Source organism: Citrobacter sp. KTE30 (assembly GCF_000398825.1).
GTDB classification, from domain to species: Bacteria; Pseudomonadota; Gammaproteobacteria; order Enterobacterales; family Enterobacteriaceae; genus Citrobacter; species Citrobacter freundii.
In genome coordinates this window covers 1,996,398-2,008,949 of sequence record NZ_KB976055.1, presented here as the reverse complement: position 1 = coordinate 2,008,949, position 12,552 = coordinate 1,996,398, and the positions used below count along the sequence as shown (strand labels likewise).

At 49.9% G+C, this 12,552-nt stretch carries 12 protein-coding genes; 11 read left to right on the top strand and 1 reads right to left on the bottom strand.

All coding sequences use genetic code 11. The features are described from left to right. Positions 1 to 74: 74 nt before the first annotated feature. Positions 75 to 1,448, top strand: coding sequence for a multidrug efflux MATE transporter MdtK (mdtK, locus tag WC1_RS13465; protein WP_003029224.1), 1,374 nt, complete (start codon positions 75 to 77; stop codon positions 1,446 to 1,448). A gap of 39 nt (positions 1,449 to 1,487) precedes the next feature. On the opposite strand, the gene WC1_RS13470 is transcribed toward mdtK, so the two are convergent. Next, entirely contained in the window at positions 1,488 to 2,186 is a 699-nt protein-coding gene (locus WC1_RS13470; RefSeq protein ID WP_016150186.1) for an RluA family pseudouridine synthase, read from the bottom strand. Positions 2,187 to 2,315: 129 nt separating this feature from the next. On the opposite strand from WC1_RS13470, the gene WC1_RS13475 reads away from it, so the two are divergent. The 10 genes from WC1_RS13475 (at position 2,316) to WC1_RS13520 (ending at position 12,467) form a co-directional block, all read left to right on the top strand. Next, a complete protein-coding gene (locus tag WC1_RS13475; RefSeq protein ID WP_016150185.1) occupies positions 2,316 to 3,107 on the top strand; it encodes a PhzF family phenazine biosynthesis protein in 792 nt (263 codons plus the stop codon). Positions 3,108 to 3,143: 36 nt separating this feature from the next. Next, positions 3,144 to 3,452: a monooxygenase gene (locus WC1_RS13480; RefSeq protein ID WP_003836470.1), complete on the top strand. Its 309-nt coding sequence runs from the start codon at positions 3,144 to 3,146 to the stop codon at positions 3,450 to 3,452. Between the two features lie 222 nt (positions 3,453 to 3,674). After that, the gene (locus WC1_RS13485) at positions 3,675 to 4,070 is read left to right on the top strand and encodes a RidA family protein (protein ID WP_003029233.1); all 396 of its coding nucleotides are present in this window, start codon (positions 3,675 to 3,677) and stop codon (positions 4,068 to 4,070) included. A gap of 27 nt (positions 4,071 to 4,097) precedes the next feature. After that, positions 4,098 to 5,066, top strand: coding sequence for a threo-3-hydroxy-L-aspartate ammonia-lyase (locus tag WC1_RS13490; protein WP_016150184.1), 969 nt, complete (start codon positions 4,098 to 4,100; stop codon positions 5,064 to 5,066). 127 nt (positions 5,067 to 5,193) lie between these two features. Further along, on the top strand, positions 5,194 to 5,835 hold the full coding sequence (locus WC1_RS13495; protein ID WP_003029239.1) for a helix-turn-helix transcriptional regulator: 642 nt from the start codon (positions 5,194 to 5,196) through the stop codon (positions 5,833 to 5,835). Between the two features lie 409 nt (positions 5,836 to 6,244). Then, positions 6,245 to 6,739, top strand: a complete 495-nt coding sequence (locus WC1_RS13500; RefSeq protein WP_016150183.1) for a putative pterin-binding protein — start codon at positions 6,245 to 6,247, stop codon at positions 6,737 to 6,739. Between the two features lie 17 nt (positions 6,740 to 6,756). Then, a complete protein-coding gene (locus WC1_RS13505; RefSeq protein ID WP_016150182.1) occupies positions 6,757 to 8,721 on the top strand; it encodes a putative bifunctional diguanylate cyclase/phosphodiesterase in 1,965 nt (654 codons plus the stop codon). Between the two features lie 84 nt (positions 8,722 to 8,805). Continuing rightward, positions 8,806 to 9,288 carry a glutathione peroxidase gene (locus WC1_RS13510; RefSeq protein WP_003843523.1) on the top strand — a complete coding sequence of 161 codons (483 nt, stop codon included), beginning with the start codon at positions 8,806 to 8,808 and terminating at the stop codon, positions 9,286 to 9,288. A 165-nt stretch (positions 9,289 to 9,453) separates the two neighbouring features. Next, positions 9,454 to 10,563, top strand: a complete 1,110-nt coding sequence (locus WC1_RS13515) for an AI-2E family transporter (protein WP_003836479.1) — start codon at positions 9,454 to 9,456, stop codon at positions 10,561 to 10,563. A 119-nt stretch (positions 10,564 to 10,682) separates the two neighbouring features. Next, entirely contained in the window at positions 10,683 to 12,467 is a 1,785-nt protein-coding gene (locus WC1_RS13520) for a diguanylate cyclase (protein WP_016150181.1), read from the top strand. Positions 12,468 to 12,552: the final 85 nt, after the last annotated feature.

Genomic DNA, 12,552 nt, shown 5'->3' with positions numbered 1-12,552 from the left:
CTGCTTTTTCTCCTTGCTGCCATATAAGGCGGCTTTTTTAGTCTCTCAAATAACAACAATATAGTGGTGTACACGTGCAAAAGTATGTAAGTGAAGCGCGTCAGTTATTAGCTCTGGCAATACCGGTGATTCTTGCGCAAATCGCTCAAACCGCAATGGGATTCGTTGATACCGTCATGGCGGGCGGATACAGCGCTACTGATATGGCGGCAGTCGCCATTGGTACCTCCATCTGGTTACCTGCCATTCTGTTTGGTCATGGACTACTGCTGGCTTTGACGCCGGTCATTGCGCAACTCAATGGTTCCGGACGCCGCGACCGTATCGCCCATCAAATACGTCAGGGATTCTGGCTGGCGGGCAGCGTCTCCGTGCTGATTATGGTTGTGCTATGGAACGCAGGGTACATTATTCGCTCCATGCATAACATTGATCCGGCGCTGGCGGATAAAGCCGTTGGCTACCTGCGTGCCTTGCTGTGGGGCGCACCGGGGTATTTGTTCTTCCAGGTAGCCCGTAACCAGTGCGAAGGATTAGCCAAAACTAAACCAGCGATGGTGATGGGCTTTCTCGGCCTGCTGGTGAACATTCCGGTTAACTACGTTTTCATTTATGGACATTTAGGCATGCCGGAACTGGGTGGCGTAGGCTGCGGCGTGGCTACGGCGGCTGTTTACTGGGTGATGTTTATCGCCATGCTCTCTTACATCAAACGAGCGCGCTCAATGCGCGATATCCGTAATGAGCGTGGTTTCCAGAAACCTGACACCGCAGTAATGAAGCGTCTGGTGCAACTGGGTTTACCTATCGCGCTGGCGTTATTTTTCGAGGTAACGCTGTTTGCGGTGGTCGCTCTGCTGGTTTCCCCGCTGGGGATTGTCGACGTGGCCGGACACCAGATCGCACTGAACTTCAGTTCGTTAATGTTCGTCCTGCCGATGTCTCTGGCTGCTGCCGTCACCATTCGTGTCGGTTATCGTCTGGGCCAGGGCTCCACGCTGGATGCACAAACTGCAGCCAGAACGGGCCTGGGTGTCGGTGTCTGCATGGCGGTCGTAACGGCGCTTTTCACCGTGACATTCCGCGAGCATATTGCCCTGCTCTACAACAATAATCCGGAAGTCGTCACCCTGGCCGCGCAGCTCATGTTACTGGCCGCGGTGTATCAAATATCGGACTCTATCCAGGTTATTGGCAGCGGGATCCTGCGTGGTTATAAAGATACGCGTTCCATTTTCTTTATAACCTTTACAGCCTACTGGGTGCTGGGTCTGCCGAGTGGCTATATTCTGGCGCTGACCGATCTGGTGGTTGACCGCATGGGGCCAGCAGGATTCTGGATGGGCTTTATTATCGGCCTGACCTCTGCGGCGGTGCTGATGATGCTGCGGATGCGCTTTCTGCAACGCCAGCCGTCAGCGGTTATATTGCAACGAGCTGCACGATAATGCCTAAATAGCCGCCGTCTGGCGGCTTTTTTTACATCCTCAGAACGGACTGGCGTTTTGGGCGTTCATCCACGCTTCACTAATGGGATGCCTGAAATGCAGTTCACTGGCATGCAGCATCAGTCGCGGCACCCTTTCAGTGCCAGGCAGCAGACGCCCGCCATACAAATCACAGCCTAAAATCGGATGTCCCAACAGCTGACAGTGGATCCGCAGTTGGTGGGTCCGCCCGGTTTCAGGCATCAGTTGTACCCGCGTCAAGGGGAGCAACGCCCCCTTTTCCTGACGATGATAAAAGCGCTCGACAACCTGATAGCGCGAACGTGCGGGTTTGCCGTTGAGAGCACAAATTGACATTAATGGAAACAGCGACGGTTCTTTGGCAATCGCTGCATCGATAACTCCTTCGTCGTTTTCCAGATGCCCGCATAACAGTGCGCTGTACACCTTAGTGACCGTACGCTGGCTGAACTGCTGGCAAAGCGCAGCGTTGATAGCCTTGTTACGGGCGACCACCATCAGCCCAGAAGTGCCGAAATCAAGCCGATGTACCAGCGTGCAGCCAGGGTAAATCTGTACCAGCCGATGATGTACCGAATCGAGATTCTGCGGATTTTTGCCCGACAAGCTAAGTAACCCGCTGGGTTTATTGATTAGCACCAGATGCTCGTCCCGATAGAGGATCTCTATCTCGTCATGACAAGGCGGGGCAATAAAGGTATCGAGGATCGTAGACATCAGGCGGCCAGAATGAGGTGTGGGGACGGATGATAACGAATTTTCACCGCAGTGGCGAATCGGAGCGCTGACCCAATGGCTGGCATGGTAGAGTGTGATTTATCCTGAGTGCGATGAGAGGGTTATTCTGTGCAACAAATCGATTTTTACATGGTGGATGCTTTTACCACCACGACGTTTGGCGGTAATGCCGCAGCAGTCTGTCCGCTCACGGACTGGTTGCCCGATGAAACATTATTAAAGATGGCGCAGCAGCATAACCAGTCAGAAACCGCTTTTTTTGTCGCCAATGAGAATGGTTTTGAGCTGCGTTGGTTTACCACTCAGGGTGAAATCAATCTGTGTGGGCATGCCACGCTCGCCGCCGCGCATGTCATCTTTGAACATCTGGATTACCCGGATACAAAAATCCATTTTGCTACCCGCTTTGTGGGACCGCTGACGGTCACGCGCAGCGGTGAATGGCTGACGCTCGATTTTCCAGCCTGGCAAAGCGAATCTGCCATGCCGCCCACTTTACTGCTGGAAACATTAGGCATCACCGAATACAAGGAGATGCGCGTGGCACGCGATTACATGGTGGTGTTGGAAAATCAACAGCAGGTTGAGGCTGTTCGCCCAAACATCCACGCCATGCTTCCGCTGGGGAAAATGGTGTGCATCACCGCGCCGGGTGACGGGGAATACGATTTTGTCAGCCGTTTCTTCTGCCCGGGTGAAGCCGTCGCTGAAGACCCGGTCACAGGCTCGGCACATAGCATGCTGATCCCTTACTGGGCTGCAAAACTGAATAAAACACAGATGCTGGCGCGCCAGGTCTCTGAGCGCGGCGGGGATTTACGCTGTCAGTTAGCAGGAACGCGTGTTTATATCAGTGGACAGGCAATAACTTATCTGACCGGTAAAGTGCTGCTGCGCTAGCAGCCTTACCCGAAATAACCAATCCATGGAGGATTTATGTCGAACAAACTCGTGCAGATACACTTTGATTTTCATGGTCCGTTTGGGGCTGAGATGTCGAGTCAGCTCGTTGAACTGGCCGAATCAATCAACCAGGAGCCGGGGTTCATCTGGAAAATCTGGACCGAGAACGAAGCAAATCACGAAGCGGGTGGCATCTACCTGTTCCGGGACGAAGACACCGCTCAGGCCTATATCAAAAAGCATACCGCCCGTCTGAAGCATCTGGGTGTGGAAGACGTGACGTTCAAAATATTCGATATCAATGAACCGTTAACTAAAATTAACCACGGTCACATCGGCTAGTATTTTGCCTTAGACGCCCCGCCCGGGGCGTTTCTTCACTCTCCTGCCTTCCCCTCTTCGTTCCTACCCAGGTTAGCGATTTACGTTAGCCACATTTGCAATAGTTCACAAAATCATCACCCGCGAAAATTATCTCTAGCCGAAAGTGGCATATAGGCGTATAAAATAATACAAATTGTATTATTTTATACAAAGTGAATCATTAGCTACAGGAGGTTTATTATGTCCGCGGACATTACACTGAACTCATCTGCTGGAAGCTTCCCGCCAGCAGGTCATTACTCGCACAGTACAACGGCTGGCGGTTTCGTCTTCATTTCTGGGCAATTGCCGGTCACTTTCGACGGCGAGAAAAAAGCGGATGCCTCTTTTGAAGATCAAACCCGGCTGGTGCTACAGAATATTGATGCTTGTCTGGCGGGTGCTGGAGTTTCCCGCCAGCATCTGGTGTCAGTTCGCGTCTATGTGACGGATATGAATCAGTGGCCGACGTTTAACAAAATCTATGGGGAGTGGATCGGTGATTTCCGTCCATCCCGTGCTGTAGCCGGTGTTGCGGAACTTCATTATGGTTTTGCGCTGGAAGTTGAAGCTATGGCGTTGGCCCCGCAAGCGTGACATTTAACAACATACAGGTGAACAACAATGACTGAAATGACACTGCCTGATTATAACGATGTTGCCGCTGCGGCAGCGCGCATCGCAGATTATGCTAACAAAACGCCGGTGATGACATCCCGAACGGTTAATGAAGAATTTGGCGCGGAAGTCTTCTTTAAGTGCGAAAATTTCCAGAGAATGGGCGCCTTCAAATTTCGCGGCGCTATGAATGCGCTACGCCAGTTCACACCACAACAACGTGCTGCGGGTGTCGTGACGTTTTCTTCCGGTAACCATGCGCAGGCCATTGCACTGTCGGCAAAATTATTGGGGATTCCAGCAACAATTATCATGCCGCATGATGCTCCGGTAGCTAAAGTTGCAGCAACAAAAGGCTATGGCGGAAAGGTGGTAACTTACGATCGCTATACTGAAGATCGTGAAAAAATTGGTCGGGACCTGGCAGAGAAACAGGGGTTAACGCTGATCCCCCCTTACGACCATCCGCACGTGATTGCAGGCCAGGGCACCGCCACAAAAGAGCTGATTGAAGAAGTGGGTCAGTTAGACGCCCTTTTCGTTTGTCTGGGCGGTGGCGGCCTGCTCTCAGGATCCGCTCTGGCGGCCAGACATCTGTCTCCTGACTGCATCGTCTATGGTGTCGAACCTGAAGCGGGTAACGATGGTCAACAGTCGTTTCGTAGCGGAAAAATTGTTCATATCGATACGCCCAAAACCATTGCTGACGGTGCTCAGACCCAACATCTCGGGAACTATACGTTTCAGATTATCCAGCAAAACGTGAACGATATTCTGACGGTTTCAGACGCTGAGTTAATCACCTCAATGAAATTTATCGCTGAACGCATGAAAATCGTCGTTGAGCCGACCGGGTGTCTGGGTTTTGCTGCCGCCAGAGCGCGCAAAGCTGAACTTCGCGGCAAGAAAGTCGGCATTATCATCAGCGGTGGAAACGTGGATATCAGCCGCTACAGTGAATTTCTGGCCGGATGATAAACAGGGTATCTGTCATGCAGATACCCTAATGTTACTGTCTGTACATTGCCGTCTGGAAAAACGATCCCAGGTCACTGTAAACTGCTCGCAATCATGGCAACAGGCATCACCGCAGGAGACTGGCATGCCAAAAACCGACAATAACTCGCTTCTCAGCCAAATTGATACTATCGCCAGGGGATTGAGTGAGACCTTCTCTCCGTTTTGCGAAGTGGTGGTTCATGACCTCAAAAATCCTGAACATGCCATTTTATCCATCCATAATAATCTGTCCGGACGTCAACCCGGCCAGCCAGCAACCGAGCTTGGCCTGGCGAGAATCGCATCGCCTGACTTTCCCAGCATCATTGCGAACTACAGTAATCAGTTTGCCGATGGTCGCCCGGTGAAAAGTACCTCAATTGGCATCAAGGACGAAGAAGGCAGATACGTAGCAGCTCTCTGTCTGAATGTAGATATGACGCTGTTTCGTGGTATGCAGAGTGCTCTTGCGCGTTTTACTGAAACCGAAAACTCCCCCATTAAGGAACATATCGATCCCGGCAGTAACGAAGTCATCCGCCAGCGTATTGATGACTTTGCCGCTAAACGCGCTACGACGGCCCGAGCCCTTAAACCTCAAGACCGTAAGCTGCTGATTCAACAATTACGCCAGGACGGTTTGCTCAACGTACGCAAATCTATGGATACGGTGGCGCAGCATCTGGGCGTATCGAGGGCCACCGCCTACCTGTATGCCCGCCAGTCAGTTCAGGCGGGTGAATAAACGGGTTCTGTTGAACCGCACCAGCCGCAGTATAAAAAGTCTGATCTTGCTTACCGACACGAAGCGCTCCCGCTATACTTTGGCCCGCTTCGTATCCTATATAGCCATCAACCAGTAAACAACGCCCGCCGCTGGGAAAAAAATAAACCTTTATTTTCGTAGGTATTTATTGGCACTGGGTCAATAAATGATTTATTTTTGTACATACATAGTGAGATTACGTTTTCCTCTAATAACTTCATCAGCATTGATTAAACATCATAATAAAACAAACAAAACCTAACTCATTGATTTAGAGGAATAAAAATACAGCTGAATTTATTGCGTCAATAATACCTATGCAATATATATAAATAGAGTGATATCTAAATTATAATTCTTTTACATCCGGCTGATTGGTGAGGTAAGAATGCGGTTAATCGTAATGTTAGTAAGCTTTGTGCTCACCACCCAGCTCTGGGCGGGTGAACTTCCCCAGCCTTCCGGTACAGTTCTTTTAACGCTGTCCGGTAATATTGAAAATACAAATGCAGACGGGAAAGCCGTTTTTGATACCGCCAGCCTTGAGAAGCTGGGCATGGTCAGTTTCCAGACCACCTCCCCCTGGTATAATGGACGCACTACTTTTACGGGTATTCCACTACAAAAGCTCATGGATTACGTCGGCGCGAGCGGCTCGGTTGTAAAGGTCACTGCGCTCAATGACTACACCACCGTAATCCCTCTCAGTGATTTCAAAAAATACAATGCCATCCTTGCGTTAAAAATCAACGGAAAATATATGCGCGTCCGTGATAAAGGTCCTTTATTCATTGTGTACCCCTATGACAGCATGCCGGAACTGAATAATCAGATTTATTATTCAAGGTCTGCTTGGCAGGTCAGTAGTATGGATATTGAGTAAGCGTTCAGAGGAACATCATGAACAGAATACTGGCTGGCATCATCTTTTTTCTTTTTATATCTACCGGATATATCTCTTTCCTCGTGCATGAACGGCAACAAGAGTTACAGAAACTGACTCATTACACCGATTCCTGGTCTGCTGCTCAGCTGGTATCACAATATTACCGATTCGAGTCATTGCTGGGTCTTTACACTATCGATGATACGATGAATCTCGATGATGTACGCATGCGCCTCGACATTATGCTCAGCCAGAGTGATTTAATAAAAGAAGGTGACCTGGGGCGCTACATAGAAAGCAATATAGCCCACCGTGAGCTGGCGGTAAAACTTGAAAACACCCTTAGTTTTCTGGATGTTAATCTAGAGAAAATGAACCGTTCAGCACTCCAGGCTTATCTGAAAAAAATGCATACTCTGGATGCGCCACTGGGTCGTCTTTCATCTGGTGCGTTAAACAAAGATGTTAACTCGATCAATAACGCCAACCAAAAAATTCAAACGCTGTACTATATTTACTCAGCAACCTCGGTGCTGCTGATAATACTGAGTGCGATTCTGGGAGTGCTCATTTTCTATCAAAACAGAAATATTCTGCGGGCGCACCTGCAGGTCAAGAGTCTTGCCGAAGAACTGCAGAAATCTAAAGAAAAGCTGCAAATCCAGAATGCTAAACTGGAATATGACGTCTACCATGACTCTCTTACCGAGATGAATAATCGTCAACTATTCTGGAGCGATTTAAATAAAACAATTGAGATAGCAGAAAAAAATCACGATTCTGTGACTGTGATGTTGTTTGATTTAGATCGATTCAAAGAGGTAAATGATACGTATGGTCATGATGCCGGTGATATGTTGCTACGCCAGATATCAGACCGACTGGTTTCAATGAGTCTTACTTCGGATACGCTGTATCGCCTGGGTGGAGATGAATTTGCGTTTCTCTCAAGTGGCCTGACAGAAAGCCACGCCGTTTCGCGGGCCCAGAAAATATGTGAATTTATCAGCCAGCCCTACACTATTTATAACACGATTATCAACATAACCACCTGTGTTGGCATTGTTATCTCAGACACTGAACGCCGTTCCGACTATCTTTATAAATTTGCCGATCTGGCCCTTTATGAAGCCAAAGGTGAAGGCTCAGGTAAGATAAAAGTCTTCCGACAACGAATGTTAGAAAAGCTACAAGAAAGCAGAACGCTTGAGCATGATATGGCATTGGCAATAGTGAACAAAGAATTCGTGGTTTATTATCAGCCCATTGTTGACTCCTTCAGCCAGGAAATTTATAGCTATGAAGCCCTAATTCGTTGGCTCCATCCTCTAAAGGGCATCCTGTCGCCGGATAACTTTATTCCTGTTGCTGAAAAAACCGGAATGATTAATGAGATGGGGAAAGTAGTGCTTGAAATTGCCTGCAGGGAAGCTGCTTGTTGGGCGGTTCCTGCTAAAATTTCAGTAAATGTCTCCCCTGTCCAGCTAAGCAGCAAAGCCTTTGTCGGTATCGTACTGTCTATTCTGAAAGAAACTGGACTCCCAGCCGATCGTCTTGAACTGGAAGTAACAGAGTCCTCTCTCTTCACTGAGAGTACGACGCCGATGAATACGCTTAATAAGCTCAGAGCCCTGGGCGTAAAAATCTCCATCGATGATTTTGGTACCGGATATTCTTCTCTTTCGCGCCTGAGCAAGCTTGCCTTCGATAAAATTAAAATAGACAAGTCTTTTGTGCATTCAATATCCGCACATGAAGATGCGCTTAATATCATCAAACTGATCACGGGCATGGCGAAATCCCTCAATATGAAGGCTGTTGCTGAAGGTGTTGAAACAAAGGAGCAACTAAAAAGCCTTCAGGCGCTGGGCTGCGATTTCGCCCAAGGATATCTGTTTGGTAAACCTCAACCTTGTGTCAATGAGGAAATCAGAAATGGTCAAGTTGTGCCAATAAACAACAGAAAAACGATGCCATGAAGATTTTCTATCAGGCTTCAACTGCCCGTAACGCGTTGAGCGGCAATGTCGACGCTAAACTCACCCTGACCTGAGGCTTAAAAAATGAGCACCTTTCATCAACTTACCGCCACCAGCCTGAATGGTCAGCTTATTTCAATGGCCGACTATGCAGGCAAACTGGTACTGGTGGTTAATACCGCCAGCCATTGTGGCTTTACGCCACAATATGCGGGCCTTGAAGCACTGTATAAGAAATACGACACACAGGGCCTGGTGGTGCTTGGTTTCCCCTGCAACCAGTTTGGTAAGCAGGAACCCGGTGGGGCGGACGAAATCGCGCAGACCTGCTACGTCAACTACGGCGTGAGTTTTCCAATGTTTGAGAAAGTGGAGGTTAACGGTGCCGCTACACACCCGGTATTTCGTTACCTGAAAGATGAATTACCCGGCATACTGGGTGGGAGGATCAAGTGGAACTTCACTAAATTTCTGGTCGGACGCGACGGAAAACCGCTTAAGCGTTTTGCCCCCTTCACCACTCCAGAAAAAATAGAAACCGTCATCCTTGATGCACTAAAAATCTAATGGTTGCTGTCATTCGAATATCACATTAATACTGTGGATATTCATTGGTTTTTATCTTCAGTAAGTCACCGTTTTAGCCAAAATAAGCGGCAATCTTCAGCTAAAGTTGGTAAATCCCCTGAACGGTTCTATAGTCTGGACTGCTTTTCATTACAGGGTTCACTAATGCGATTTAACGGACTGACTAAAGGTTTCTTCATTTTCATACTTGCCCTCGTGACCTGGGCGTTCTTCGATGTGCTGTCCCCCTACTTTTCCGCCATTTTGTGGGCCGCGATATTAACGACTATCTTTAACCCGGTAAAAAACAGACTGCGCAGCGCTCTTGGCGAACGCAACGGACTGGCATCGTTGATTACCATCGTCATTATCTGTCTGATTGTCTTTATCCCGCTGATGGTAATCCTGTCATCGCTGGCCATTGAACTGAACGTGGTGTACACCAAACTGCAACAGAATGACACGCAGTTCCCGGAGGTCGTCGCTTCTGTTCTTTCGTATCTTCCTGACTGGGCCAGAGGTTTTCTGGCAGAACACAATCTGGATGATGTCGCGCAGATCCAGAAAAAACTGTCCGATGTCGTGCTGCAGGGTGGACAGTACCTCGCCGGCAGCGCGTTCCTGATTGGTAAAGGAACATTCGGCTTTGCTATTAGCTTCGGCATCATGCTGTATCTACTGTTCTTCTTACTGAAGGACGGACCGTACCTGGTGCGCCAGATTCTGGACTCATTACCGCTTTCTGATTTTGCCAAACAGCACCTGTTTGCAAAATTCGTCGGCGTGACGCGGGCAACCGTCAAGGGCACGGCGGTCGTCGCTTTGGTTCAGGGTATTCTTGGCGGCATCGCGTTTGCGATTGTAGATATCGATGGTAGCGTTCTGTGGGGCGCGTTGATGGCGTTTCTCTCCCTCGTGCCCGCCGTCGGTTCAGCGATCGTCTGGGTACCAGCAGCAATATTTCTGTTCGCCACCCATCAGCTATGGCAAGGGCTGTTTATCGTTGGCTTCTTTGTGATCATCGTTGGGCTGGTGGACAATATCCTGCGCCCGCTGCTGGTAGGTAAAGACACCAAAATGCCTGATTACCTGATCCTGATAAGCACCCTCGGTGGAATGGAGATCTACGGTATCAACGGCTTTGTGATTGGCCCACTGATTGCCGCACTATTCATTACCTGCTGGAACCTGTTTTCTGGGCGTGACCATGAAGGTAACGTGGAAGGAATTGACGAAGCCTTTATGGAAGAAGGAAAAAATCCTCCAGATCTGTGATGGCCGGACGATAACAAAAGGCGGTCTTCGGACCGCCTTTTTTATTTTCACGCAAAATCATACGTTTTCTATAATTTCAATCATGCGTATTCATTAATCGTCGCAGAAGGAACTAATCAGTGCGAATTGCCACAATCACCAACTGGGCCTATAGCGCGACGGTATGTCTGACCATCGCCTCCGGTATTGTCATGCTGATGGCATCCAGCGCCGATAACACCGAACGCCAGGTGGTAGAGCAGCGTTATCAATTCGATCAGTTGACCGAAGAAGTGGAGCTTGACGCCTGGTCGCTGTCCGACCTGGCGCGCGACTATGTTATTGCAAAAGATCCTGAGGTGCTCAACGCCTACCGTCAGAAAGAAGCGTCGATGAAAGCCGTTGAGCATCGTCTGTCGAAGCTCAAAGACCTTGGTGCAACGGATGAAGAGCTGGCGCTATTGCACGAAGGGCTGCAGATTGTGGATGCTCTGCAGGATGAGCAGGCCGAGGCGCTTGCCAGCGTCGCGCGTGGAGAAGAGTCGCAGGCCATCACCCTGCTGTACGGGAAAGCCTATGAACAGGAACTGGAGCGAGCCCAGGACCGTATAGATCATTTCCGCCAGTTACTCGATAGCCGCGTACGCAACATGATTGAAGATGCAACCCAGTCATCCCGCATGCTGCGGACGGCTTCCGAAGTGATGGTCGGTCTGACGGCGCTGCTGTTTTTATTCGTTCTCGGTTTCATTTTAAAGCGTCGTGTCCTGCGCCCCGTCGTGCGTTTGAGCGATGTCGTAAACCGTCTCGCATCGCAGGATTATGCCGTTGAGACGCCCAGCTTTAACCAGATAGACGAAATAGGCGACATGGCACAGGCGATCCGGATATTCCGCGAGAACGGTCTGGCTCGTCAGAGACTGGAGAAGGAGCGAGATGCCGACTGGGCAATCCGCGATCTGCTGGCACGTATGACGCAGCGTCTGCAGGGCTGCGAGAATTTTGCCGATGTCATCAATGTGGCGGAACTGTTTGCACCGAATATTGCCCCAGGTATTGCCGGGCGGCTTTACATACTGGACCGGGAACCCTGGCAAATGCGCTGCGTTGCACAATGGCTCTCACCACAGGGTAAAGCGGATGCGTTCCACCCGGACGAATGCTGGGCTGTGCGCCGCGGCCAGAGCCACCCTCCGGTACAAGGTGAACCCGATATCGCCTGCTACCATCTGCCGGATTCATGCCAGCAGCATACCCTGTGCGTTCCGCTGATTGCCCAGGGAGAAGCCATCGGTCTGCTCTCATTCCAGAACCTTAGCGATGATTCCGCCCCCTCTCGTGCGTATCTGGAGCTAATGGCAGAAGCACTCGGCCTCGCATTAGCCAACCAGCGTCTGCGTGACGCCCTGCTGGAGAAAGCGCTCTACGATCCGCTAACTGGTCTACGCAACCGTCATCATCTGGAAGATACCTTACGCACTCAGATGAGCCAGGCCGTACGCAACAAGGAGCCGATCAGTTGCCTGATGATCGATATTGACCATTTTAAAAATATTAATGATCGCTTTGGTCACGAGGCGGGAGACAGCGTGATAAAAAGTATCGCCGCCACCATTCAGCGCGTGGTTCACGACAGCGGCATGGCCTTCCGCTATGGCGGTGAGGAGTTTCTGGTGCTGCTGGCCAATACGGATGAACAGGCCGCCAACCGCCTTGCGACGGATATTTATAACGGCGTACGCGAACTGTCGCTGCGCTTTGGCGTCTCTGAAATTGGTCACGTCGATGTCTCTATTGGCGTAGCCAGCTATCCGCAGCACGCCCAGAGCGACAACCTGCTGCGTGCTGCAGACGTGGCGCTGTATCGCGCTAAAGAGCTGGGACGTTCGCGCATCGTGAGCTTTGGCATGCTGGAGGCCAGTTGAACATGGCTTTACCTCAACGCCAGGCGGTGATATGTTAATTCAATGAACACAAAACACGATATCACCGCTTTTAATTACAACTTGT

What these genes read in the sequence shown, in the direction of transcription:
- WC1_RS13505 (WP_016150182.1), top strand. Translation starts at nt 6,757, where the DNA reads ATGAACAGAATACTGGCTGGCATCATCTTTTTTCTTTTTATATCTACC.
- WC1_RS13485 (WP_003029233.1), top strand. Translation starts at nt 3,675, where the DNA reads ATGTCCGCGGACATTACACTGAACTCATCTGCTGGAAGCTTCCCGCCA.
- WC1_RS13490 (WP_016150184.1), top strand. Translation starts at nt 4,098, where the DNA reads ATGACTGAAATGACACTGCCTGATTATAACGATGTTGCCGCTGCGGCA.
- WC1_RS13500 (WP_016150183.1), top strand. Translation starts at nt 6,245, where the DNA reads ATGCGGTTAATCGTAATGTTAGTAAGCTTTGTGCTCACCACCCAGCTC.
- WC1_RS13470 (WP_016150186.1), bottom strand. Translation starts at nt 2,186, where the DNA reads ATGTCTACGATCCTCGATACCTTTATTGCCCCGCCTTGTCATGACGAG.
- WC1_RS13515 (WP_003836479.1), top strand. Translation starts at nt 9,454, where the DNA reads ATGCGATTTAACGGACTGACTAAAGGTTTCTTCATTTTCATACTTGCC.
- WC1_RS13495 (WP_003029239.1), top strand. Translation starts at nt 5,194, where the DNA reads ATGCCAAAAACCGACAATAACTCGCTTCTCAGCCAAATTGATACTATC.
- WC1_RS13480 (WP_003836470.1), top strand. Translation starts at nt 3,144, where the DNA reads ATGTCGAACAAACTCGTGCAGATACACTTTGATTTTCATGGTCCGTTT.
- WC1_RS13510 (WP_003843523.1), top strand. Translation starts at nt 8,806, where the DNA reads ATGAGCACCTTTCATCAACTTACCGCCACCAGCCTGAATGGTCAGCTT.